The sequence below is a fragment of the Pseudescherichia sp. genome (genome assembly GCF_031998825.1).
GTDB lineage: Bacteria > Pseudomonadota > Gammaproteobacteria > Enterobacterales > Enterobacteriaceae > Pseudescherichia.
Genome location: NZ_DAMACX010000024.1, coordinates 39642 through 63100 on the forward strand (window position 1 = coordinate 39642; position 23459 = coordinate 63100).

At 56.0% G+C, this 23459-nt stretch carries 34 protein-coding genes; 31 read left to right on the forward strand and 3 right to left on the reverse strand.

Annotation, left to right across the window (positions count from 1 at the left end; all coding sequences use genetic code 11):
- Nucleotides 1-15 precede the first annotated feature (15 nt).
- Entirely contained in the window at nt 16-630 is a 615-nt protein-coding gene (locus tag RTP97_RS12600) for a phage repressor protein CI (RefSeq protein ID WP_312414041.1), read from the reverse strand.
- A 100-nt stretch (nt 631-730) separates the two neighbouring features.
- Between RTP97_RS12600 and RTP97_RS12605 the strand changes: the two genes are divergently transcribed.
- From RTP97_RS12605 to RTP97_RS12655, 11 genes are all read left to right on the forward strand, one after another.
- Complete coding sequence (locus RTP97_RS12605) at nt 731-967, forward strand: regulator (protein WP_312414044.1); 237 nt, start codon at nt 731-733, stop codon at nt 965-967.
- Nucleotides 968-1001: 34 nt separating this feature from the next.
- Complete coding sequence (locus tag RTP97_RS12610) at nt 1002-1511, forward strand: phage regulatory CII family protein (protein WP_312414046.1); 510 nt, start codon at nt 1002-1004, stop codon at nt 1509-1511.
- Between the two features lie 7 nt (nt 1512-1518).
- Nucleotides 1519-1716, forward strand: coding sequence for a phage filamentation protein Fil family protein (locus RTP97_RS12615; protein WP_312414125.1), 198 nt, complete (start codon nt 1519-1521; stop codon nt 1714-1716).
- The gene (locus RTP97_RS12620; RefSeq protein ID WP_312414048.1) at nt 1713-2084 is read left to right on the forward strand and encodes a hypothetical protein; all 372 of its coding nucleotides are present in this window, start codon (nt 1713-1715) and stop codon (nt 2082-2084) included. The genes RTP97_RS12615 and RTP97_RS12620 overlap by 4 nt, the downstream gene beginning before the upstream one ends.
- 70 nt (nt 2085-2154) lie before the next feature.
- Nucleotides 2155-2388 (forward strand): DUF2732 family protein, encoded by a 234-nt coding sequence (locus RTP97_RS12625; protein WP_312414051.1) that lies wholly within the window; start codon nt 2155-2157, stop codon nt 2386-2388.
- Nucleotides 2388-2615: a TraR/DksA family transcriptional regulator gene (locus RTP97_RS12630; RefSeq protein WP_312414052.1), complete on the forward strand. Its 228-nt coding sequence runs from the start codon at nt 2388-2390 to the stop codon at nt 2613-2615. The genes RTP97_RS12625 and RTP97_RS12630 overlap by 1 nt, the downstream gene beginning before the upstream one ends.
- Nucleotides 2612-3466, forward strand: coding sequence for a DNA adenine methylase (locus RTP97_RS12635; RefSeq protein WP_312414053.1), 855 nt, complete (start codon nt 2612-2614; stop codon nt 3464-3466). Before RTP97_RS12630 ends, RTP97_RS12635 begins: the two co-directional genes overlap by 4 nt.
- A complete protein-coding gene (locus RTP97_RS12640; protein ID WP_312414054.1) occupies nt 3463-4473 on the forward strand; it encodes a phosphoadenosine phosphosulfate reductase family protein in 1011 nt (336 codons plus the stop codon). Before RTP97_RS12635 ends, RTP97_RS12640 begins: the two co-directional genes overlap by 4 nt.
- Nucleotides 4470-6881 carry a replication endonuclease gene (locus tag RTP97_RS12645; RefSeq protein WP_312414057.1) on the forward strand — a complete coding sequence of 804 codons (2412 nt, stop codon included), beginning with the start codon at nt 4470-4472 and terminating at the stop codon, nt 6879-6881. Before RTP97_RS12640 ends, RTP97_RS12645 begins: the two co-directional genes overlap by 4 nt.
- 395 nt (nt 6882-7276) lie before the next feature.
- Nucleotides 7277-7465: a hypothetical protein gene (locus RTP97_RS12650; RefSeq protein ID WP_312414059.1), complete on the forward strand. Its 189-nt coding sequence runs from the start codon at nt 7277-7279 to the stop codon at nt 7463-7465.
- A 99-nt stretch (nt 7466-7564) separates the two neighbouring features.
- Entirely contained in the window at nt 7565-7888 is a 324-nt protein-coding gene (locus tag RTP97_RS12655) for a hypothetical protein (RefSeq protein ID WP_312414061.1), read from the forward strand.
- A gap of 426 nt (nt 7889-8314) precedes the next feature.
- Here the strand turns inward: RTP97_RS12655 and RTP97_RS12660 are convergent, their stop codons facing one another.
- The gene (locus RTP97_RS12660; protein ID WP_312414064.1) at nt 8315-9382 is read right to left on the reverse strand and encodes a phage portal protein; all 1068 of its coding nucleotides are present in this window, start codon (nt 9380-9382) and stop codon (nt 8315-8317) included.
- Nucleotides 9382-11148: a terminase ATPase subunit family protein gene (locus tag RTP97_RS12665; protein ID WP_312414066.1), complete on the reverse strand. Its 1767-nt coding sequence runs from the start codon at nt 11146-11148 to the stop codon at nt 9382-9384. The genes RTP97_RS12660 and RTP97_RS12665 overlap by 1 nt, the downstream gene beginning before the upstream one ends.
- Nucleotides 11149-11293: 145 nt before the next feature.
- Between RTP97_RS12665 and RTP97_RS12670 the strand changes: the two genes are divergently transcribed.
- The 20 genes from RTP97_RS12670 (at nt 11294) to RTP97_RS12765 (ending at nt 23437) form a co-directional block, all read left to right on the forward strand.
- A complete protein-coding gene (locus tag RTP97_RS12670) occupies nt 11294-12148 on the forward strand; it encodes a GPO family capsid scaffolding protein (RefSeq protein WP_312414069.1) in 855 nt (284 codons plus the stop codon).
- A gap of 16 nt (nt 12149-12164) precedes the next feature.
- Nucleotides 12165-13343, forward strand: a complete 1179-nt coding sequence (locus RTP97_RS12675; protein ID WP_312414072.1) for a phage major capsid protein, P2 family — start codon at nt 12165-12167, stop codon at nt 13341-13343.
- Nucleotides 13344-13345: 2 nt separating this feature from the next.
- Complete coding sequence (gpM, locus tag RTP97_RS12680; RefSeq protein ID WP_312414075.1) at nt 13346-14002, forward strand: phage terminase small subunit; 657 nt, start codon at nt 13346-13348, stop codon at nt 14000-14002.
- 100 nt (nt 14003-14102) lie between these two features.
- Entirely contained in the window at nt 14103-14573 is a 471-nt protein-coding gene (locus RTP97_RS12685) for a head completion/stabilization protein (RefSeq protein WP_312414127.1), read from the forward strand.
- The gene (locus RTP97_RS12690; RefSeq protein WP_088475203.1) at nt 14573-14776 is read left to right on the forward strand and encodes a tail protein X; all 204 of its coding nucleotides are present in this window, start codon (nt 14573-14575) and stop codon (nt 14774-14776) included. The genes RTP97_RS12685 and RTP97_RS12690 overlap by 1 nt, the downstream gene beginning before the upstream one ends.
- 3 nt (nt 14777-14779) lie before the next feature.
- Complete coding sequence (locus RTP97_RS12695) at nt 14780-14995, forward strand: HP1 family phage holin (protein WP_088475204.1); 216 nt, start codon at nt 14780-14782, stop codon at nt 14993-14995.
- Complete coding sequence (locus RTP97_RS12700) at nt 14976-15491, forward strand: lysozyme (protein ID WP_312414079.1); 516 nt, start codon at nt 14976-14978, stop codon at nt 15489-15491. Before RTP97_RS12695 ends, RTP97_RS12700 begins: the two co-directional genes overlap by 20 nt.
- A complete protein-coding gene (locus tag RTP97_RS12705; protein WP_312414081.1) occupies nt 15488-15937 on the forward strand; it encodes a hypothetical protein in 450 nt (149 codons plus the stop codon). Before RTP97_RS12700 ends, RTP97_RS12705 begins: the two co-directional genes overlap by 4 nt.
- The gene (gene lysB / locus RTP97_RS12710; RefSeq protein ID WP_312414083.1) at nt 15922-16350 is read left to right on the forward strand and encodes an Rz-like lysis system protein LysB; all 429 of its coding nucleotides are present in this window, start codon (nt 15922-15924) and stop codon (nt 16348-16350) included. Before RTP97_RS12705 ends, lysB begins: the two co-directional genes overlap by 16 nt.
- Nucleotides 16241-16480: an Rz1-like lysis system protein LysC gene (gene lysC / locus RTP97_RS12715; RefSeq protein ID WP_312414086.1), complete on the forward strand. Its 240-nt coding sequence runs from the start codon at nt 16241-16243 to the stop codon at nt 16478-16480. The genes lysB and lysC overlap by 110 nt, the downstream gene beginning before the upstream one ends.
- Entirely contained in the window at nt 16443-16880 is a 438-nt protein-coding gene (locus tag RTP97_RS12720; protein WP_312414088.1) for a phage tail protein, read from the forward strand. The genes lysC and RTP97_RS12720 overlap by 38 nt, the downstream gene beginning before the upstream one ends.
- Nucleotides 16873-17319 carry a phage virion morphogenesis protein gene (locus RTP97_RS12725; protein WP_312414090.1) on the forward strand — a complete coding sequence of 149 codons (447 nt, stop codon included), beginning with the start codon at nt 16873-16875 and terminating at the stop codon, nt 17317-17319. The genes RTP97_RS12720 and RTP97_RS12725 overlap by 8 nt, the downstream gene beginning before the upstream one ends.
- Nucleotides 17320-17391: 72 nt before the next feature.
- Nucleotides 17392-17979 carry a phage baseplate assembly protein V gene (locus RTP97_RS12730; protein ID WP_312414093.1) on the forward strand — a complete coding sequence of 196 codons (588 nt, stop codon included), beginning with the start codon at nt 17392-17394 and terminating at the stop codon, nt 17977-17979.
- Nucleotides 17976-18326 (forward strand): GPW/gp25 family protein, encoded by a 351-nt coding sequence (locus tag RTP97_RS12735; protein ID WP_312414096.1) that lies wholly within the window; start codon nt 17976-17978, stop codon nt 18324-18326. The genes RTP97_RS12730 and RTP97_RS12735 overlap by 4 nt, the downstream gene beginning before the upstream one ends.
- Nucleotides 18323-19231: a baseplate assembly protein gene (locus RTP97_RS12740; RefSeq protein ID WP_312414099.1), complete on the forward strand. Its 909-nt coding sequence runs from the start codon at nt 18323-18325 to the stop codon at nt 19229-19231. The genes RTP97_RS12735 and RTP97_RS12740 overlap by 4 nt, the downstream gene beginning before the upstream one ends.
- Complete coding sequence (locus RTP97_RS12745; protein WP_312414101.1) at nt 19224-19829, forward strand: phage tail protein I; 606 nt, start codon at nt 19224-19226, stop codon at nt 19827-19829. Before RTP97_RS12740 ends, RTP97_RS12745 begins: the two co-directional genes overlap by 8 nt.
- Nucleotides 19826-21127 carry a phage tail protein gene (locus RTP97_RS12750; protein ID WP_312414104.1) on the forward strand — a complete coding sequence of 434 codons (1302 nt, stop codon included), beginning with the start codon at nt 19826-19828 and terminating at the stop codon, nt 21125-21127. The genes RTP97_RS12745 and RTP97_RS12750 overlap by 4 nt, the downstream gene beginning before the upstream one ends.
- Nucleotides 21114-21512 carry a tail fiber assembly protein gene (locus tag RTP97_RS12755; protein ID WP_312414106.1) on the forward strand — a complete coding sequence of 133 codons (399 nt, stop codon included), beginning with the start codon at nt 21114-21116 and terminating at the stop codon, nt 21510-21512. The genes RTP97_RS12750 and RTP97_RS12755 overlap by 14 nt, the downstream gene beginning before the upstream one ends.
- A 224-nt stretch (nt 21513-21736) precedes the next feature.
- Nucleotides 21737-22912, forward strand: a complete 1176-nt coding sequence (locus tag RTP97_RS12760) for a phage tail sheath protein (protein ID WP_312414108.1) — start codon at nt 21737-21739, stop codon at nt 22910-22912.
- A 9-nt stretch (nt 22913-22921) separates the two neighbouring features.
- Nucleotides 22922-23437: a phage major tail tube protein gene (locus RTP97_RS12765; protein WP_312414110.1), complete on the forward strand. Its 516-nt coding sequence runs from the start codon at nt 22922-22924 to the stop codon at nt 23435-23437.
- Nucleotides 23438-23459: the final 22 nt, after the last annotated feature.

Below are 23459 nucleotides of genomic sequence, written 5' to 3' on the forward strand. Positions count from 1 at the left end.
ATCTCCCGTTTGGTATCAAACAAACTGCTCGGTTTTGCTTATCACCTTGCCTAGTACTTTTATGTCAGACACTGCGCATTCAAATGATGCAGGGCCATTTTCAACTCTTAACTTGCCGCCGGGTAGTCGGTAAATCTGTCTGACACTGGCAAAGCCGTCGATCTCGATCAGCAAAACACCATCGTTGATTTCGCCTTTATATTCATCAACGAGGTAAACCACAGATTCGAACTTCACAAAGAAGGGGGCTAATGCGTCTTTTGGTAGTAGGTTCGAATCGTAATGAACCAAGACGGAATCGTTGAAAAGCCCATTTGTGATTTCTTTTAATTTCAAAGTTAAACTGTTCGGGTCATTTTTTTCGCTTGTCGGTTTACCCTGCCCGGTAGCTAGCCAAAGCATCGGAGCACCAGTGTCTAGATGGCATGCGATTAGCCAATCATGGGGGAAAGTGTCGCGCATCCAGCGGTTTGCCATAGTGCTTTGAGAAACACCCAGGTGCTCACATAGAGCTTGTCTTGTACTGAATCCATAAGCTTCAAGGATGCGCGTTATCGCATCTTTGCCACCGCTTTGAGATGAAAAATTAAATGCAGAAATCGCGCAGGGGGTTTCTTTTGCGTTTGACATATCAGTTTTGAGATCCTATCATCGGTCTTGTGATGTTCGGAATATGTGCGAATACATCCGAATAGTGAAGTTTAAAACACAAACTGAGGAATAGTGCATCATGAAACGACAATTATCAATGCGCCCCAGCTTTAACCTTGTGGTGTCAGAGCCTTATATCACCCTTGATGAGTTCTGCCGCCGTACCGGTTACAAGCTCAGCTATGCCCGCCAAATGATTCGTGAAGGCCGTCTTCCGATCCGCAAGAAAGAAAACGCTAACGGTCTGGTTGAAGTGAACATGTTTGCTTTAACGATGGAAGCGGCCCAGGGCTGCGAAATCGCACTGCAGGCTTGATAGTTCCATTCTGGGATATAAAAGGATTTACAGCATGTTAGATTTTCGCGTTTCGTCACATTCACATTTCGACGATGCTTGCAGAAAGTTCGCAGCAACTCACAACGTTAAAGAGCTAGCTGTTAAGGCGGGTATCAAGCCGCATACGCTTTACAACAAGCTCAACCCGGACCAGCCGCATCAGTTAACACCCCGTGAGATTTGGACGCTTACTGACCTAACTGAGGACTCAACACTGGTTGATGGGTTTTTAGCTCAGATACATTGTCTGCCATGTGTACCGGTGAACGAGCTGGCACCCGAGAAAATGCAAACCTATGTCATGCGTGCGATGGGTGAGCTTGGCGAGCTGGCCACCGGTGCTATATCAACGGAACGGCTGACGCCAGCCCGTAAGCACGGAATGATCGAGTGCGTTAATTCTGGCATCAGAATGCTGACGTTAACGGCTATCGCACTGCAAGCCCGCGTCCAGGGCAACCCAGCAGTCGCCAGCGCTGTAGATACTGTCAGCGGTATCGGCGCAACATTCGGCCTGATGTGAGATGAGCATGAAACATGAACCCTCGTTCGCGTCGCTGCTTGTTCGTCAAAGTCCGTCCATGAGCTACGGCCACGGCTGGATCATGGGAAGCGACCGTAAGCGCTGGAACCCCAGCCGCGACCAGTCGGCATTATTAAGTGAACTGCGCACTTTGCGCCCCGTGTCTTTTAAGCGCCGGGTTAAAGCTTTTTTGAGGTTGATATGATTAACAACATGTCCGCACCAATCAATGCAGGTGCGATGCCGTTTAATAATGCTGGTTGTGCCGATGCGCAGCCGGTGAAGATGTCTGGCGAGGAGTGTTTCGCCCGTTTTCATCAGAAACTAAAGGCAACGCAGAACGGCGCGTTGCGTAATTTCAACAAGCTTAATGATGATTTTAAATTCGTTGTCATGACGCTGGCGAACCGCAACGAGCCAGGTACGTTTAAAAGCGATGAGGTCGGAAAGCCGTTTGAATATTTCGATCAGTCCCGCCGGTTGTTGCTGATTAAAGCAATGAATGAAATAGCGCGCTGGGGCGAAATTCTACCCCGTCGCTTTTCGCCGCATGAAAGCGTACTACCCGAGTAATTAACCACTAACAAAATTAATGGCGTAAACCCGCCGGGCATTCTTTTGCCTAAATTCTGGAGAAATAAATATGCGAAATATTGAAAAGCGTAACACCCAAACCGGGCCGGACGATGCTGGTATTAATAGCCTTTTGACCGCAGCACGTCTGGAAGAACGTCGGGGCCGCGCTGATGTAATGGCGGCACGTCTGGAAAAGCTGGCTGTATTTATCACCCGTGGCGAGCTAAGCGGCACTGAAGCGGCGGAGCTTCTGCGGCTTGAGGCAACTATTATCATCAACGAAGCACAGGAGCTGCACTAATGGGCTGCTTTATGGATCGCGTGCAGCAGCGCGAACAGGAAGACCGTGATCGCCTTATTCAGAATGCGCGCAGCTGTACGGCTGCGCCTTCTGCGTTTCTGTGCCAAGCGTGCGACGGCGAGATTCCTGCTGCTCGCCGGGCTGTTATTCCGGGCGTGCAGTGCTGCGTCACTTGTCAGGAAATCGCCGAGCTGAAAGGCAAGCATTACAACGGAGGTGCTGTATGACCACCATCCTTAAATGGGCGGGCAATAAAACAGCCATTATGCCCCAGCTTAAAGAACACTTACCCGCTGGCCCGCGACTGGTTGAACCTTTCGCGGGTTCCTGCGCCGTAATGATGGCAACAGACTATCCTCATTATCTTGTCGCGGATATTAACCCTGACCTTATTAATCTTTATCAGGTAATCAAAGAAGACGTTAACAGCTTCATTCATCTGGCTGAGCGTGTATTTTCAAAGTTCACCACGGAAGTAGGTTATTATAAGTGCCGCCAGTTTTTTAATACTGTACCACTTGAGCCAATAGATAAGGCGGCTTACTTCCTTTTCCTTAATCGCCATTGTTACCGTGGTTTGTGCCGTTATAATCAGCGCGGCCTTTTCAATGTGCCATATGGTAATTACAAAAAGCCTTATCTGCCTGTTGATGAAATCCGCGCATTTGCTGAAAAGGCTGCGCGTGCCACGTTCATCTGCGCCAGTTATGACGAGACACTGGCAATGCTGCAGGCAGGTGATGTGGTTTATTGCGATCCGCCATATGACGGAACGTTTACTGGTTATCACACTGCAGGATTTACTGAAGATGATCAGTATCATCTGGCGTCTATTCTTGAACGCCGGTCATCAGAAGGTCATCCGGTCATTGTGTCCAACAGTGACACCTCATTGACGCGTTCCCTTTATCGCAATTTCTCCCTCCATCAGCTGACAGCAAAGCGCAGCATGGGCGTGGCCGCCGGTGAAAGTAAATCCGCCGTTGAGGTTATAGCTGTTTCTAAACCTCATCACTGGATCGGTTTTGACCCTGCAGGTGGCCCTGATTACTGCGTTAAGCGTGAGGTACGGGCATGAACACTATCGATCACCGCTGTTTTGCTCCCAGCACCATCAACGTTATTAGTATTTCGGGAGGGAAAGATTCCCTGGCGCAATGGCTGCTTGCTAGGGAATCCGGCGTGCCACATCTGAACGTCTTTGCAGATACTGGCCATGAACATCCGCAGACAATGGAGTACCTGGATTATCTTGAACAAAAGCTGGGGCCAGTTAAACGCGTCCGGGCTGACTTCACTCGCCAGATTGAAGGGAAGCGGAAATTTATTGCAGAGAAGTGGCCTGTTTCTCTGGTTGAGGAGTGCGGAATGTCCCCTGATGAGGCGGCAGAACGCATCCATCAGGCACTGAATATCCTTAAGCCAACAGGCAACCCGTTCCTTGACTTATGCATGTGGAAAGGCCGGTTCCCCAGCACTAAAGCCAGATTTTGTTCTCTGGAGTTGAAGCATGACCCAGTGCGCGATCAGGTTGTTCTACCTACGCTGGAGGAGTTCGATGAGGTAATTCTGTGGCAGGGTGTCCGGGCTCAGGAATCGCCTGCACGTGCAAATCTCCCTGAGTGGGAAGAGGACGCTGATAACACTCCAGGGCTGCATGTGTACCGCCCGATACTTAAGTGGCTGCATGAAGATGTGTTTGCCCTGGCTAAGCGCCACGGAATTAAACCGAACCCGCTTTACGAACAGGGCTGTAGCCGCGTCGGGTGTATGCCGTGCATCCATGCCAGAAAATCTGAGCTAGCAGAAATATTTACCCGCTGGCCTGAAGAGATAAAACGTGTAGCAGAGTGGGAGCGTTTTGTCGCTGCATGTTCGCGCCGTGGAAATTCTATGTTCTTTCCTTCCACGCACGATCCACGTCGCGCCGAAAAACGGATTGAAGTTGTTACCGTTGATAGGTACGGGATTGAGACCTATCGCGACTGGGCCATGACAACACGCGGGGGCGCACAATTCGACCTGCTGGCTGAATCTAATGACAAGTCCGTCTGCAGCAGCGTTTATGCGGGAGTCTGTGAGTGACGTGTAACAGCTCAGGCCGTCTCGCCGCGTCTCTCGCCCCTTATAAAGTCGATAAGGATACCAAGGAATGCGCATGGAGCGCGCCTCAAACGGCTATTAACCCTTATCTGGACCCGGCGGCAGTTGCGCCGGAGTCTGCGCTTTCAAACCTGATCGCTCTTTACGCTGCGGATAACGAGCAGGAACAGCTGCGCCGCGAGAAGGTGAGCGACGAGGTTTGGGAACGCTATTTCTTCAATGAATCCCGTGATCCTGTCCAGCGGGAAATGGGGCAGGACCTGCTAATAAGTCGCGCCAAAATGGCCCGTGAACAGCAGCAATTCAATCCCGATCTGGTCATCATCTCTGACGTAAGCGCACAGCCGGCACACATCAGCAAACCGCTGCTTGAGCGGATAAAGTATTTCCAGAGCCTGGATAAACCTAAGGCTTATTCCCGCTATCTACGTGAAACAATCGGGCCATGCATTAAACGGCTTGAGCATGTGCGGGATAGTCAGGCTTCTGCCTCATTCCGGTTTATGGCGAGCCGCGACGGACTGGAGGGGCTTCTGGTTCTGCCCGAAATGAACCAGGAGCAGGTTAAGCGGTTATCTACCCTTGTGGCGGCGCACATGAGCATGTGTCTGGATGCTGCCTGCGGCGAGCTGTTTACCGATGATGACGTTATGCCGGAAGAGATCCGCCGGTCATGGGAAAGGGTGGCCGCTGAGGCCATGCGTCTTGATGTTATCCCGCCAGCTTTCGAGCAGCTACGCCGTAAAAAGCACCGCCGTAACCCGGTCCCATACGAGCTTATTCCGGGTTCGCTGGCGCGTATGCTGTGCGCTGACTGGTGGTATCGCAAACTGTGGAAGATGCGCTGTGAATGGCGAGAGGAGCAGCTGCGTGCGGTGTGCCTGGTAAATAAAAAGGCGTCTCCCTATGTCAGCTATGAGGCTGTGATCCACAAACGCGAACAGCGCCGCAAGTCTCTGGAGTTTTTCCGCTCGCATGAGCTGGTTAACGCTGACGGCGACACTCTGGATATGGAGGATGTGGTAAACGCCAGCAGTAGCAACCCGGCGCACCGGCGCAACGAAATGATGGCCTGCGTTAAGGGGCTGGAGCTTATCGCAGAAATGCGTGGGGAGTGCGCGGTGTTCTATACCATCACCTGCCCGTCACGCTTCCACGCAACCCTCAATAACGGCAGGCCTAATCCGAAGTGGTCCAGCGCCAGTGTCCGGCAGAGCAGCGACTATCTGGTTGATATGTTCGCCGCTTTCCGCAAGGCAATGCACAAGGCCGGGCTACGCTGGTATGGCGTCCGCGTGGCAGAGCCGCACCATGACGGCACCGTGCACTGGCATCTGCTGTGCTTCATGCGCAAAAAAGACCGTAAATCCATCACCGCGCTGCTGCGTAAATTTGCCATTCGTGAGGACCGGGAGGAGCTGGGCACCAATACCGGGCCGCGCTTCAAGTCTGAGCTTATCAACCCGCGCAAGGGTACGCCGACCAGCTATATCGCCAAATACATCAGTAAGAACATCGACGGGCGCGGGCTGGCGCAGGAAATCAGTAAAGAAACGGGCAGATCACTGCGCGATAACGCTGAGAACGTAAACGCCTGGGCTTCGCTGCACCGTGTCCAGCAATTCCGCTTCTTTGGTATTCCTGGCCGCCAGGCGTACCGCGAGCTGCGCCTGCTGGCCGGTCAGGCTGCCAGGGCGCAGGGTGACAAGAAGGCAGGCGTGCCGGTACTGGAAAACCCGCGTCTCGATGCGGTGCTGGCCGCAGCAGATGCAGGCTGTTTTGCCACCTACATCATGAAGCAGGGCGGCGTTCTGGTCCCCCGTAAACATCACCTTGTCAGAACCGCTTATGAACTGAACGATGAGCCGAGCGCTTACGGCGATCATGGTGTTCGTATTTATGGCATCTGGTCCCCGATCATTGAGGGCCGGATCTGCACTCACGCAGTGAAGTGGAAAATGGTTCGTAAAGCCGTTGACCTTCAGGAGGCGACAGCCGACCAGGGCGCTTGCGCCCCTTGGACTCGTGGCAATAACTGTCCCCCTGTTGAAAATTTGAGCCAGTCAGGGGATGACGCACCAGATATTAGGGCCATGAATGAGAAGGAACTGCAGGATCACCTCCACAGCATGAGCAAAAAGGAACTGCGTGAGCTTAATACCCGGTTAAGGCTGGTTAAGCCGAAGCGGAGAAAGGGGTATAAGCAGGAAATATCTTCTCACCTGCGGCTGCAGCTTGAGACGGAACTCAGGTCCAGGGGCTTTGACGGTAGCGAAACGGAGATTGATCTGCTTCTGCGGGGCGGGAGCATTCCATCCGGGGCAGGGCTGCGCATTTTTTACCGGGACCAGCGTCTGCAGGAGGATGCTAAGTGGCGGCAGTGGTATTAATGCCGCCATAAAAATAGCTAAAGGCCCGCCAGCTTTCGGCCCCGTACGCGCGTTACTTCATATTTCAGCTCTGCTGCTTTTTGCTCACACCGCTTGTAAGCATTGAGCCATTGTTCAGTGGTGGGCATATGGTCCATATCCTTTGAACAAACGACCATGTGCAGGCACCGACCAGTACCGAGGTCGCCAGCCAGAAGCAGGGCAATTTTGGTTTGTGCTACTAACTCAATACAGGCCTTGCGCAATGTTTATCCTCCTTTTGCAATAGTTGCGGTTATAAATGGCATCGGACACATCCCATTGAAACATAAAAATAGTTTACAACGTGGGATCGGTTCTATACTGTATTTATAAACAGTGTATATGCATACAGTAAATGATGTAAGGGAGGGAAAATGGAAGACTTTTTCTTGGAGTCGATGAAGCTCCAGCGTATTGATTTTTTTGTGAAACTTGTAGCGGCTAGTGAATGCAGTGACGAAGAAAAGCGCCTGGCTATCCAGTGGGTGTCTGAGCTGACCGACGAATTGATGGCAAAAATTAGAAGCCACGAATACAACCAATCAATGAAGGTCACAAATTAGAAAAACGTAAGCTGAAAGCAATAAAAGGAACCCTGCAGACGTAAGAATTTTATTCTGGCGTATGCAGGGTTGAACAACGAGCGAAGCGAGGCGTTAGTTATGGGATTTCCTAGCCCGGCACAGGACTACGTAGAGACTGTCCTGACTCCAAACAGCTTATGCGGCATCACCGCTAACAGTCGTATTATTGAAACATCAGCAGGTTATGCGGTGATTAACCCCGCATTAAAATGCCCGCCTGGTGCGGACGTTCTGATCCAGGCATTCGGGCGTACGCATTTCGCAAAAGTTGCCGGTCACTCTTTTATAACATCCGACGGCGAAGCGCTGGAAGGTGAAGCACTGGACGATGTGGTTGTTTTAGGCAGGGTTACGCACCTCATCAACCGCACAATCAGCGATGATAACTGCCCTGTGATCTGATGGTTTTATCATTGCCGCGCCGTTCACGCGGTTGTGCATGTCTATGGTGCATGAAAATGAAGGATCGTTAGAGGATCGTTTATGCCCCGGCCCGCCAGTTCTGGCGGGCTTTTTCATATCTCATGCACTTGCATGAAAACTATTACACAAAGCGCGCAGGCGTGGCGGGGCTACGAGCGCGCGCTTTGAGGTTAAAGCGGGGTCAGAAGACCATTTTTGACCCCGGCAGGCACGCCGGGAAGGGGGCAATTCGTGCGCGTGCGGGCCGCTGTGAGGTGCGACGAAGCGAAGCGGTGCGGAAGTGATGCAAAAAATAGGGTCGCTCAGAGGGCCATAGAGACGTGCTGAGTGGGTCAGAGCTTGTGGCGGTAGGTCGTTTAAAGATTGAAGGCCAAAAAAAACCGCCCTGACGGGCGGTCTGCTGGGTTAGCTGGCGCTTTCGTCGCCCAGGTCCAGGCTGTACGGGTCCCAGCGGATCACCTGCTCCCCGATCCAGTCGTTCAGTTCTTCCATGCGCTTCTGGAGTGGTAGCAGCTCGTTACGAACAAAGACGCGGGCGGCCTTCTCCACATCACCAAACCCGCCGGTATTAGTCGGAATGATGCCCATCAGTTGAGGCGGCACACGATGAGCGGCCAGCATGTCATCACGGCTCACATTTTTGATATTCAGAAACTCATCCTTTGCCGCTACTTCTGACAGCGGGATGATCTGAATGCCGTCTTTCTTCCCGTTCGGGCTGTACATAAACAGGTTGCGGAAGTTGCCCGGCCCTTTCGATTTTTTCAGCGCCTCCCGGATGTTATCCACGTCCTGCTGGTTAGCCGCGGGATCTGACATGTACATGATAAAGCCCGCGTGGCTACCGTTAAGGTAATACTTCCGGCGGAACATGGTCGCGGACTCGTTCAGCAGCGTGGACGGAATGGCGGACAGATAATCCGGCAGGCCGTAAATCTCCTGGTTCAGGTCGGCTTCCATCAGGTGAAAGACCCGGCCCGGCGCAAACTCATAGGGCTGCTTCTGGTAGCCGTACTGCACGAACCAGAAATGATCCGGGTCAATGCCGCGCCGGGTGAATTTGGCAAGCGAAGCCTCAAGCGTCAGCGTGTCGCCTAGCCGGTTAACCCGCTTCTCAAGGTAGGCGTTGCCGAATACCAGAAAGTCCTGGGCGAAACGGCCAAATGCCTGCTTGGACAGCAGGCGGTGCGGCTTAAAGGTGCTGACCAGAATGTTACGCTTCACCTGTATTGCGCTGCTGTGATGGACCGCTGCGCGGTACGTACGCGCCAGCCCGTCCAGGCTGATGGGCGGTTCATACCACCTGTCGACCTGAACGCATTCCAGATAGTCCAGCAGTTCGCGGCGATCGAGCACCGGCACGGGGTCCCCGAATGAAAACGCCTCGGCATGAGCGCCGCCGGGCTGCTCGGTCATGGTCTGCGCGGCAGACTGGCGGCGCAGCTCCTGCGCGCGGGGCTTACGTTTACCCATCAGTAAATCTCCACAATAGTGCTGTTATTCGCCGTTGCGCCTTCCAGCGGTTCGTTAAAGAGTGCGTGCATGGTTGCCCAGGCCAAATCTGCATGGCTGGCTTCCTCGCTGCGGCTGGCCTCATACGTTGGCCGGTTTCCGCTGGCCGTGGTGCTTTTGCGGATCGCCATGAATGACTGGGCTACGTCGGTCATGCCCGCGTCAAACTCCAGACGGCGGCTCGCGATGATGTCGTAGGCTTTGAGCACCAGGGCATTCTTGACGTTGGGGTTATAGACAAACTCGCGGACACCGGGATAGAACGCCTTCACGTTCTCATAGACGCCGTGGCCCACGCCGGTAGAGTCGATGCCGATATAGGTCACGTTAAACTGCAGGGTAAGCTGCCGGATGGCTTCAGCCTGGGCGCGAAAGTCCATCCCGCGCCACTGGTAGCGCTGCAGGATGCGAAACTTACCGCCTGGTACCAGAGGGGGCGCGATCACCACGCACCCGGCGCTGTCGCCGTTCTGCGTGCCTTTAGCCGGGTCATAGCCGATCCATACCGGGCGCTGCCCGAACGGATTAAGCATAAGCGGCTCAAAGTCGTCCCAGACTTCCCAGCTGTCCACCATGCAGCCCTGCATAAGAGCCAGATTGAATACAGACGCCAGATCGTCCATAAACACGCACATCAGCAGGTTCTGGTAATCTTCCGGGCTGTAGCGCTGGCGCAGCTGCTCCAGGTCAAACAGGTCGCAGCCACCGCGCACCGCATCTTCCACGGTGATGATCTGGCGATACTGGCCGTCAGCACAGAGTGCGCCGCGTGCAAGATGGCTGTGGGAGAGGTCAATCTCTATTCTGTCATGCTTTGACCGGCCCTTGTTAAACTGAGCGCCGGACCAGAACGGATAGGCGCTGTGCGTCAGGCTGGACGGCGTGGAGAAGTAGGTTTCACGCCATTTTTTATGCAGCGCCATACCGGACGCCACTTTCTGCAGCTCCTGGAATTTTGGTATCCAGAAATATTCGTCCAGGTAGAGGTTTCCGTGATAGCTCTGCGCGGTCCGGGCGTTGGTGCCGAGGAAATATAGCGTCGCCCCGTTCGGCAGCACCATCGGATCGCCGCGCAGCTCCACGTCAACCTCTTTTGCAAACTCAACAATGTACTGCTTGAAAACGTGAGCCTGGGCTTTACTCGCTGAGAGGAAAATCTGATTGCGGCCGGTGATAAGTGCATCAATCAGTGCCTCACGGGCAAAAAAGAACGTCGCCCCGATCTGGCGGGATTTCAGCAGGTTCCTGACGGCGTATTTATTCCCGGCCTCCCACCACTGGCGCTGGTAGGCGAACATGGTGGAGTGGAAAATTTCTTCCAGCTTCTCGATCTGGTTATCGCTGAAAACGTTTTTCTCTGGCGGTCTGCGCGGGCCTTTGTTGCGGTTGGCTACCTTCGGATTGAGGTCGGCTTCGTTGCCGCCATCGTTAAATTTACCGATCCGGGCGTGGCGTTCTGCCTGACGGGCCAGCAGGTCAATTTCCTTAAAATCTCGCCCCTCCTTTGCGGGCTTCATGATGAGCTGGCAATAGCGCGCCGCCGTGGTCAGCTGCATCTGATCCAGAGGACCGATCTCGCTCCACTTGTCGCGTTTTTTCCAGCTGTGAACGGTTGCGGGTTTCTCTCCCAGCATTTCAGCAATGCGGGCGATGCGTATACCGCTGAAATACAGAAACATCGCCTGTTTTCGCGGGTCGAGGTCCGGGTTAATCGTCGTCATGTTCATGGCGTCAGACTACGGCCCCGCGTTCACCTGCGCCGCTTCGCCCTGTTGTGCCATTTTCCCCACAATGCCCGCGCGTTGTTTCTCCCTCCCCTGAAACGCAAACATAAAGCCTCTCGACACGTCCAGAACAACCGGAGCCGGACAGATGGCAAAAAAATCAAAGCGTTTTCGTATTGGGGTGGAAGGTGCCACCACTGACGGGCGCGTCATTGAGCGCGTATGGCTTACCCAGATGGCGGCGAATTACAACCCGCAGGTCTACACCGCTGTAATCAACATGGAACACATCAAGGGCTATACGCCTGACAGCTCTTTCCGCCGTTTCGGCATCGTGGAAGGGCTGGAGGCGGAGGAAATCAGTGAAGGCCCGCTGAAAGGCAAGATGGCTTTATACAGCTGGATTCTGCCGACCGATGAGCTGGTTTCCATGACTGCGAGGTTGCAGAAACTCTTCACCTCAATGGAAGTAAACCCGAAATTTTCCGACACCGGGGAAGCCTATCTGGTCGGCCTGGCTGTCACTGACGATCCGGCCAGCCTGGGCACTGAAATGCTGCAGTTTAGCGCCAGCGCTGCGGTTAATCCGCTGGCACGCCGCAAACAGGCGGACGGCAACCTCTTCACCGCTGCCGAAGAAACTCTCTTCGAATTTGAAGACCTGCCGGAAGAAAAGCCGAGCTTTTTCGCCAGCATCAAAGCGCTGCTTTCCCGTAAATCCGCTGACGACGACGCCCGTTTTGCTGACGTGCATCAGGCCGTTGAAGAAGTCGCGGGGGCGCACCAGGCACTGTCTGAATCAGTGGCAGAGGTCGGCCAGCGCGTCGGCAATCTGAAACGTGATTTTTCACAGCGCCTGGATGACATGCAGCAACAGCTGTCCACGGCAGAAAGCGAGCTTTCAACCCTGCGCGAAAAATTATCTGTCGAAGACAGCCGCAGCGATCGCCGCCCGTTCTCTTCCGGCGGTAACGGCAGCTCAGACCAACTCACAACCTGCTGACGGAGCATAAAACCCGATGAAAACGAAAACCCGCTTTGCCTTTAACGCTTACCTGCAGCAGCTGGCGACGCTTAACAAAATTGACGTTAAAGATATTGGCTCTAAGTACACCGCTGAAGCATCGGTCGCGCAGACGCTGGAAACAAAAATCCAGGAGTCGTCCGCGTTCCTGACGCGAATTAATGTTGTGCCGGTTGATGAGCAGTCCGGCGAACGTCTGGGGCTGGGTATCGGCGCGACGGTAGCCGGAACCACGGATACCACCAAAAAAGAGCGCGAGCCGACCGATCCGACCTATATCGACGGCGAAGGCTACAAGTGCACCCAGACCAACTTTGACACCGCGCTGGGTTATGAAAAGCTGGACCTGTGGGCGAAATTCCAGGACTTCCAGATCCGCATCCGTGACGCGATTATCAAGCGCCAGGCGCTGGACCGCATCATGATCGGCTTTAACGGTGAGCGCCGGGAAAAGACCTCCGATCGCCTGACCTATCCACTCTTGCAGGACGTGAATATCGGCTGGCTGGAGAAAATCCGCCGTGAAGCACCGGTGCGCGTACTGAGCCGGATTGTGGGCAGCGATGGCACCGTTATTTCTCAGACGGTGCGTATTGGCAAGGGCGGCGATTTTAAAAACCTCGACGCACTGGTTATGGGCGCAGTCAGCGAGAAAATCGAGCCGTGGTACCAGGACGATACTGAGCTGGTTGTTATCTGTGGCCGTTCGCTGATGGCTGATAAATATTTCCCTATCGTCAACCGTGACCAGCCGAACAGCGAGGCGCTGGCCGCCGATCTGATTATCAGCCAGAAGCGTATCGGCGGCCTGCCCGCTGTGCAGGCGCCTTTCTTCCCGGCTAACGCCATCCTGATCACGCGTCTGGATAACCTGTCGATTTACTGGCAGGACGGAACCCGCCGCCGCGCGGTTATCGACAATCCGAAGCGCGATCGCATTGAAAACTTCGAATCCGTCAACGAGGCATACGTGGTTGAGGATTACGACTGCGTGGCGCTGATTGAAAACATCGAGGTACTGGAAACCGAAGACGCCCCGGCGCAGCAGCAGGCAGTAAGCGCGGAGCTGACCGATGAGCAGATCGCCCGCATCGCCGCCGTGACGGCAACAGTGATGCAGACCATGAACGCATCGGCAGCACCGGCTGAGGATCCGGCAGGCGGCGGGGCGTAACCATGAACCCATTCCGCGCACATACGCAGTTTGTCCAGGCACAGGAGGCCGCCCGTCCGGGCGGCAGTGCAGCCGGGGCCAGCGGCTATGAAAAAATGCTGATGCAGCTCGGCGAGCACATGCGCCGCCTGAAAACGGTGCAGGGAACGGAACGCAAGATTGCCCTGAAACGTGAATTTCTGCCCGTCTATGACGCCTGGGTTGCCGGGGTACTGGCGGCAGATTCAGCACGCCAGGACGATGTGGCGATGTTCGTTCTTATCTGGCGTATCGATACCGGTAATTACACCGGTGCGCTGGAGATTGCCCGTCACGCCCTGCGGCATGGCTGGGTACTGCCGCAGCGATTCAACCGCACCACGGCTACTGCCATTGCAGAAGAGTTTGCGGACGCGGCTATGCGGGCGTTTGCGGGCGGAGAAACGTTCAGCGCTGCCCTGCTGACGCAGGCGCTGGAACTGGTTGAGCCGCACGACATGCCGGATCAGTCGCGTGCCCGGATTTACAAGGCGATGGGGTTTGCCCTGCGTGACAACGATCAGGGCGTCGCAGCGCTGAGCCACCTCAAGCGTGCTTTGCAGCTGGATATGAACTGCGGCGTAAAAACAGAAATCAAGCAGCTGGAAACCCGGCTGAGAAAAGCCGTCAACGGCGGCTAACCGAACGTGCCCACGCGCGGGGCGGCACGGGGTGGCGACAGGCTATAAGCCGCATCAAAACCCCGTCCACCGCCCACCCATCAGGGAGTAGTGAATGAACATGAAATTTGTTTCACCGGAGCCGGTGAAGGAAAGCGCGAAGGCGGACATTATCCCTAATACCTTTTTCTGGCCCGCTCTTGATCTGGCTGAGTATCGCCAGGTAATGCGGCAGGACGGAACGGTAACGCCGGAACGCTTGCGGCTGCTTACGCTGACCGCCGTTTCTGAGGTGAACGCGGAGCTGTTCAGTTTTCGCCAGAAACAAATGGACCGGGGCTGCAAAGTCCTGGCTGATGTTCCGGCGGAAAAAATTGGTGGCGAAAGCGAGCGCGTTCATCTGTACCGCCGCGCTGTCTGGTGCTGGACAAAGGCGCTGACGGTTGAGAGCTATCGCGATTTTGACAGTACGGCGGAAGGGAACAAAAAGGCGGACGAAATGGAAAGCGGCCTGGGTGATTTGTGGCGGGATGCACGCTGGGCGATCGCCCGTCTGCAGGACCTGCCACACATGACGGTGGAGCTGATCTGATGAAAGTCCGGGCGCAGCAGTATGACACGGTAGACGCGATTTGCTGGCGTCACTACGGGCGCACGCTGGGCATGACAGAAGCGGTGCTGGCCGCCAATCCGGGGCTGGCTGCTGTTGGCCCCGTTCTGCCGCACGGTTTAGAGGTGGAGCTGCCTGAGCTGGTCAGCAGCCCCACGGCCCAGACCGTGCAGCTCTGGGAGTGAAATATGACTATCGAACGGGTAACAGCGGCCATGACCTACTGGATAGCGGTTTTCCTCGCCTGGCTGGGTAACTGGGATATCCAGGACGTGGGAACCGTGTTCGGAATGGTGCTGGGTACGGCGGCGCTGGGGATCACATGGTATTACCGGCGCAAGGCGTTTCAGTTGCTTGAGGCCGGAAAAATCAGCCGGGAGGCTTATGAGCGCGTCAATCGTTAAGCGTTGCCTGATTGGTGTGGTGCTGGCGATCGCTGCCACGCTGCCGCAGTTTGAGCTGCTGAAAACCTCCCCGCAGGGGCTGCAGCTGATTGCAGATTATGAGGGCTGTCGCCTGACACCGTACCAGTGCGACGCCGGGGTGTGGACTAACGGGATCGGTCATACCGCCGGAGTGGTGCCGGGCAAAACCATCAACGAGCACCAGGCGGCCAGCAACCTGATCGGCGATGTGCTCAACGTTGAGCGCAGGCTGGCGGTCTGTGTGCCGGTAGCCATGCCGCAGCAGGTTTATGACAGCCTGGTGAGCCTGGCGTTTAACGTCGGCACGGGCGCGGTGTGTAAATCAACAATGGCGGCGTTCATTAAACGCGGTCAATGGCTGCAGGCGTGCAACCAGCTTCCGCGCTGGGTGTACGTCAACGGAGTAAAAAACAAAGGGCTGGAAAACCGCCGCGCGCGGGAACTGGCATGGTGCGTAAAAGGGGTGACACTGTGAAAAACAAACTGATTGCATGGGTAGTCCATGTTCTGTTTCTGGGGGCGCTGGCATGGGGGAATTTTCACCCGGAGAGCGTGGTAATGAGTGCGGCGGCCTGCTTCGTTTACTTACTGTCGCTTGCCTCCACCGGTCTGCTGATGCTTGGCCTTTTCGGCTATGTCGTTTATGCGTTCTGTGAGCGCGGCGTGGTCAGGCCCGGCAGCGAATCAATGCCGCCGCTACTTTGCAAAATATTCGGGCTGGATAATCCATCGTCGGGCTGGAAAACGGTCAGATGGGTAATCAGTTTCGTGTTTATTGTTGCGGTCCTGCTTCATTCCGGCTGGTTTGTCACCGCGGTCGTTTACATGCTTAGCGTGGTGCTGGTCCGCTGTATGCGCTGGATGCTGGCTGAGCTGCTGAAAGACTGGCGTGAAGGTGCGCAACCATGCCACGCAGCGTAACGATCATCGGTGTGTTGGTGCTGACCCTGACGTTGTGGCTGGGCTGGCAGTTACGGGAGGCCCGATGGGATATCAATGAAAGGGATCGCGATATTACCGGGCTGAATGTGGAGCTGGGCCGCGCCCGCAGCCAGCTGGCTGCGGTTGACCTGATGGCCAGGGCAAACGACAGCTTTCAGCTGGCCTATCAGCAGGAACAGGACGCAATCACTCTCGCTGCAGTGGCGCGGGCTGAACAGATTAAGAGGCTGACCAATGAAAACCCTGACGTTAAAAAGTGGGCTGACACTCCTTTGCCTGCTGATGTTATCCGGCTGCAAAAACGCCCGGCAATTACCGGAGCGGCCGGTTATCGCGCTTTCCTGTCCGAAGGTGACCCGCTGCCAGCTGCCAGCAAGCGGGCCGACCAATAACGGCGAATTACTGGCCGCGAAAGAGGCGGCGGAAACGGGCTGGGCGCAGTGTGCGGCCAGGGTGGATATGATTGTTGACTGTCAGGAAAGCCATGAACAAACCCTCATCCCTGCGATCGGCGCTGAATAGTGTCCCCTACCTGAGTGCTAATCCTGATGCGCTGCATCTGTTCGTTGACGACGGAAAGGTTGTCAGCACAGGCGTGCCGGGGCTGGGCTGGGAATACCAGTACACCCTGAATATGGTCGTCACTGATTTCAGTGGCGATCAGAACCTGCTGACGGCGGTAGTGCTGCAGTGGCTGACGGAAAACCAGCCGGACGCCCTGCGGAACCCGGAGCTGCGCGAACGGCTGTTTCGTTTTGAGGTGGAAATTCTGAAAAACGATCTGGTTGATATCAGCATTTATCTGGCGCTGACGGAGCGTGTGCTGGTTACTGTGCGTGATGGTGTGGCAACGGTGGAGGCAGTGGCGGAGCCGGACGGCCCGGCCAGCCACGATGAGCACTGGTTAGCACATTATGGCTGAGCTTAAACAGCTGGATGAGTGGCTGGAGACACTGATAAGCCAGCTGAGAACGGCGCAGCGGCGAAAGCTAATGCGTGATGTGGCTGTGCAGCTGCGGCAGCAACAGCAGCAGAACATTAAGCTGCAGCGCAACCCCGACGGCAGCGCCTACGAACCCCGGAAAGCGAAAGGCCGGGCGAAGTCGGGCCGCATCCGTCGGCAGATGTTCAGCAAGCTGCGGACAGCCCGCTACCTCAAAACCCGAACCACAAACGACGCGGCAGAGGTCGCCTTTGAAGGCAGGGTGCAACGGATAGCCCGCGTCCATCACTACGGCCTGCGCGATCGTGTCAGGAAATACGGGCCGGAAGTCACCTATGCACGCCGTGAACTGCTCGGCATAACCGACGCATCCGAAGGGATAGTACGCGATCTCATCATGGATCATCTGTCCCGCTGATCTCTCATTGTCTGGTGCATCGCACAACGCCCGCGACTCATCACCCGGCGGCAAAAATGGAAAACTGACCCCATGAAAAATCCCGAATTTAACCTCGCTGAGCTGTACCGCCTGCTGCTGAACCTGATCAGAACCGGGGTAGTGATCGAGGTGGACGCTGAAAACTGGCAGTGCCGCGTGCAGACCGGCGAGTTGCAGACAACGTGGCTTAACTGGCTGACGATGCGTGCTGGCCGGTCAAAAACATGGTGGCGGCCGTCCGTGGGTGAGCAGGTTGTTTTGCTGTCCATCGGCGGCGATCTCACCACGGCGTTTGTGTTACCGGCGATTTACTCAAACGACAGCCCGCCGCCCTCGGTATCTGAGGATGCGCAGGTAACGACGTTCCCGGATGGCGGCTGGATTGAGTACGAGCCGGAAATCGGGCGCTACCTGCTAAAGGCAGGGGCACAGATTGTTCTAGAAGCACCGGAAAGCATCCAGGTGAAAACGGGGGAGTTTGTCGTGGAGGCAGACCTGACGCGTATCAACAGCGAAGTCGTGATCAACGGTAAGGTCACGCAGTCCGGTGGGGCAATGAGTTCGAACGGCGTTGTTGTGCACACCCACAAACACAGTGGCGTCCAGAGTGGCGGCAGCTTAACGGGAGGGCCAGCTTGATGATGTATCTGGGTATGAATGCACAGACAGGCGGCGCGCTGACGGACGTCGATCACATCCGTCAGTCTGTGCGCGATATCCTGGTGACGCCGGTCGGTTCCCGCCTGGCGCGCCGGGAATATGGCTCGCTGATGGCGGAACTGATGGACCAGCCGCAGAACGGCGTTACCCGGCTGCAGGTTATGGCGGCAACCTACAGCGCCCTGTGCCGCTGGGAAACCCGTATCAGGCTGACAGGCGTCACTACCGAAACGAGCATGGACGGAAAAATGGTCGTTAACCTGACGGGCTACCGCGCGGATAACACCCCTATCAGCCTCTCGGTAGATGTGGGGGCGGCTGTATGAGTTCCGTCGATCTCTCCCAGCTTCCCGCCCCGGAAATTGTCGATGTGCCGGACTTTGAAGCCCTGCTGGCCGTGCGTAAAGCGGCGTTTGTCGCGCTTTATCCGGCTGACGAACAGGACGCGGTGCGGCGTACGCTGGCGCTGGAATCCGATCCGGTGGTGAAGCTGCTGCAGGAAAATACCTACCGGGAAATCCTCTTACGTCAGCGCATCAACGAGGCCGCCCAGGCTGTCATGGTGGCCTACGCGCTCAGCAGCGATCTGGATCAGCTGGCTGCTAACTATGGCGTTGGGCGTCTGGTCGTCACGCCTGCAGATGATAACGCCGTGCCGCCGGTTGCGGCGGTGATGGAAACCGACGACGAGTTACGGCTGCGTGTACCGCAGGCATTTGAGGGCCTGTCCGTGGCCGGACCTACAGCGGCTTATGAATTTCATGCACGCAGCGCTGACGGGCGGGTTGCCGATGTGTCGGCAACCAGTCCCGCACCTGCAACGGTAGTTATCACGGTACTCAGTCGCGACGGGAACGGCGCTGCGCCTGCCGATCTGCTGGCCGTCGTGGATGCGGCGCTGAATGATGAAAGTATTCGCCCCCTGGCGGACCGCGTGACGGTGCAGAGTGCGGACATCGTGCCGTATGAAGTCGATGCCACGCTGTATTTCTATCCGGGGCCGGAAGCAGAGCCAATCCTGGCCGCCGCCCGCGCCCAGCTTGAAAAGTACATAGCCAGCCAGGCAAGGCTGGGGCGTGATATCCGCCGCAGCGCTATCTATGGTGCCCTGCACGTTGAAGGTGTACAGCGCGTGGAGCTGGCAAGCCCGGCGCAGGATATGGTGCTGGATAAAACCCAGGCCGCATGGTGCGAGAGCTGGTCCGTGCTGACAGGTGGAACAGATGAATAGCCTGTTACCGCCGGGATCGTCTGCGCTGGAGCGCCGCCTTGCCGCTGCGTGCAGCGATATTTCCGGGCTGAATGTGCCGCTGCGTGACCTGTGGAATCCTGACGCCTGCCCGGTGAAGTTTTTGCCGTACCTGGCCTGGGCGTTCTCCGTTGACCGCTGGGACGAAAGCTGGACGGAAGATGTTAAACGGCAGGTGGTGAAGGACGCATTTTTCATCCATCAGCACAAAGGGACCATCAGTGCGGTGCGCCGGGCTGTGCAGCCGTTCGGCTTCCTGATCCGCGTTATCGAATGGTGGAAAACCGGAGACACGCCGGGGACGTTCCGGCTGGATGTGGGCGTACAGGACCAGGGCATAACAGAAGAAACCTATGCGGAGCTGGAGCGCGTAATCAGCGATGCAAAGCCCTGTAGCCGTCACATGCTGGGTATGAGCATCAATCTGCAGGTTAACGGAACTATTCATATAAATGCGGGTTGTTACCACGGCGACGCCCTGACCGTATACCCCTATATCCCTGAGACGATTACCGTCAGCGGGGAATGCTATCCGGCTTCGGCCGTTCATCTGATCGATAACCTGAGAGTGAGCGCATGACCGCGAAATACCTTGCCATTCTGACCAATCAGGGCGCGGCGCGTCTGGCGAACGCTGCCGCGCTCGGTACTAAAGTAAATCTGACGCAAATGGCTGTTGGTGATGCCAACGGCGTGCTGCCAACGCCTGACCCGGCGCAGACGGCGCTAATTAACCGCAAACGCATTGCACCGATCAATCTGCTGTCAATTGACCCGACTAACACGAATCAGATTATCGCCGAGCAGATCATCCCAGAGGATGAGGGGGGGTGGTGGATACGTGAAATCGGTCTCTACGACAGCGACGGCGTGCTGATTGCCGTGGCGAACTGCCCGGAAACCTACAAGCCGCAGCTTCAGGAGGGGAGCGGGCGCACGCAGACCATTCGCATGATTTTGATCGTGTCGAGCGCGGCGGCCGTCACGCTGAAAATCGACCCGTCGGTGGTGCTGGCTACTCGTAAATATGTGGATGATAAGGTGCTGGAGCTGAATCTCTATGTTGATGACCTGATGGCAAAACACCTTGCTGCAGCGGACCCTCATACTCAGTATGCGCCGAAAGAAAGCCCCACGCTGACCGGCACGCCGAAAGCGCCAACAGCAACGGCAGGAAATAACTCAACCCAGATTGCTAATACGGCCTTCGTGCAGGCGGTGGTAACGGCATTAAACAATGCGCTGGCGCTTAAGGCCCCTCTGGCAAGCCCTGGTCTGACCGGAACGCCAACAGCACCGACAGCTGCGCAGACTGCCAATAATACCCAGATTGCGACCACTGCATTTGTAAAATCTGCGCTTGCCGGGCTGGTTGGTTCGTCTCCTGCGGCCCTGGATACGCTGAATGAACTGGCTGCGGCACTGGGTAACGATCCGAACTTTTCTACCACCGTGATGAATGCCCTGGCGGGCAAGCAGCCGCTAAACGGTACGTTAACCGATCTGTCAGGTAAGTCGGTTGCAGGCATTCTGGAATACCTTGGTTTGGTCAAAGGCGCAGTGATCACGGATCAGGGGACTAACATTTATGGTAAATGGCGACGATTTTCTGACGGTTCGATTGAGTTGCTGGGGTTTTCTGCCGCGCCAGGCTCTGATGGCATGACCAACGTTGTGTTTCCAATAGCATTGCCTGGCGCCCCTAATCCAGCATCAGTATTAGTTGCGCAGTTTTCCACGGCTATACCAACAACTCCAGTTGTTACGGTTTGTATTGCAGGCACATTGACATCAACTGGATTTCAGGCAAAAACATTAACGTCTTATTCCCCTACAGGAAGTGGTTTTAGCTGGAGAGTAATGTATGCGGCATTTTAATCCGTTAACACGAACCGAAGCCGTGGACGGCATCCACGATCTGACTGGCACGACTGAATTACCGGACGACCACTGGTTTTTCACTCTGGAAACCGTGCCAGCAGGAAAGCTGATTGCCGTTGAGGCAGGAGAGCCTCTGTTGGTGGATGAGCCAGCGCCCACGAGAGAAGAGCTGGTAGCGGCGGCAGATGCACAAAAGCAGCTGTTGCGTACAGCAGCCAATGACTATATGAACAACAAACAGTGGCCGGGTAAGGCAGCTATCGGCCGCCTGAAAGGCGAAGAGCTGGCACAGTATGGGCTGTGGCTTGATTATCTTGATGCGCTGGCCGCCATCGACACGGCAACCGCGCCGGATGTCGAATGGCCGGAGAAACCGGAATAAACCAACCCCGCGATGCGGGGTTTTTTAAGCCCTGATACCGGCGCGCATGGTCATTTATGACCGTGCCGGCCATCAACTGCAGCACGGTCAGAAGTGACCCTGCTCAATACAATTTTCCTGCGCCCCCTTCCTCCTGTTGTGCGAAACACCATACAACCCCCACCAACTGACCTGAAGCCCGCCAGCCTGCAACATGGTCCTGACCCATTCTCTGGAGAAACTTTATGGCTCAGGATTCATATCACCACGGCGTCCGCGTGGAGGAGATTAACGAAGGCACGCGCACGATCAGCACTGTCAGCACGGCCATCGTCGGGATGGTCTGTACGGCTGACGATGCCGACGCCGCCACGTTCCCGCTAAACAAGCCCGTTCTGCTGACTGACGTTCTGACGGCCAGCGGTAAGGCAGGCGAAAGCGGTACGCTGGCCCGCGCACTTGACGCTATCGGCGACCAGGCGAAGCCGGTAACGGTTGTTGTCCGCGTCCCCCAGGGCGAAACTGAGGCGGAAACCACCTCGAACATTATCGGCGGCGTGACAGCAGAGGGCCGACGTACTGGCATGAAAGCCCTGCTGGCCGCGCAAAGTCAGCTTGGCGTTAAGCCCCGTATTCTCGGCGTGCCGGGCCACGACACTAAAGCAGTCGCCACGGAACTGCTGAGCGTGGCGCAGTCCCTGCGCGGCTTTGCCTACCTTACTGCATACGGCTGCAAAACCATCGAAGAGGCGATTGCCTATCGCGCCAATTTCAGCCAGCGCGAGGGAATGCTGATCTGGCCTGATTTTGTCAGCTGGGACACCACCACGAACGCAGAGGCGACGGCATACGCCACCGCCCGCGCCCTCGGCCTGCGCGCCAAAATCGACAACGATACGGGCTGGCACAAATCCCTGTCTAACGTTGGCGTAAATGGCGTGACGGGAATTTCTGCGGACGTGTTCTGGGATCTGCAGGACCCGGCAACCGATGCGGGCCTGCTGAACCAGAACGATATCACCACGCTGATCCGTCGTGATGGTTTCCGCTTCTGGGGTTCCCGCTGTCTGAGCGACGATCCGCTTTTTGCGTTTGAGAACTACACCCGCACCGCCCAGGTGCTGATGGACACAATGGCAGAGGGCCAGATGTGGGCGGTAGATAAGCCGCTTACCCCTTCACTGGCCCGCGACATTATCGAAGGTATCCGCGCCAAAATTCGCAACCTGGTGAATCAGGGTTATCTGCTTGGCGGTGATTGCTGGCTGGATGATTCGGTGAACGATAAAGACACCCTCAAGGCCGGTCAGCTGATGCTGGACTATGACTACACGCCAGTCCCGCCGCTGGAAAACCTGATGCTGCGCCAGCGCATCACCGATCGTTATCTGATGGACTTTTCAAGCCAGGTAAAAGGCTAAGGGGAAAAAATGGCACTGCCACGCAAACTGAAATACCTGAACCTGTTTAACGACGGGGAAAACTACATGGGTCTTGTGGAGTCCCTGACCCTGCCGAAATTTACGCAGAAATTCGAAAAATTCCGTGGTGGCGGTATGCCGGGCGCGGTCGATATCAGCATGGGCCTGGACGATGGCGCGCTGGATACTGAATTTGAGATCGGCGGCACTGAGGCCCTGCTCTTTAAGCAGCTGAAAGCAACCACTGTCGACGGCGTGCAGCTGCGCTTTGCGGAGTCCATCCAGCGCGATGATACCGGTGAAGTGCAGGCGGTGGAGCTGGTTGTGCGTGGCCGCCACAAGGAGCTGGATTCCGGCACGCATAAGCAGGGCGACAGCAGCACCACCAAAGTGTCCAGCACCAACAGCTACGCAAAGCTGACCATCAACGGCGAGGTCCTCTATGAAGTTGACCTGGTGAACATGGTGCACATCGTGGATGGCGTGGATCTGATGGAAGCGCACCGCGCCGCTATCGGCCTGTAATTTATGGCGCGGGTAGCCGCGC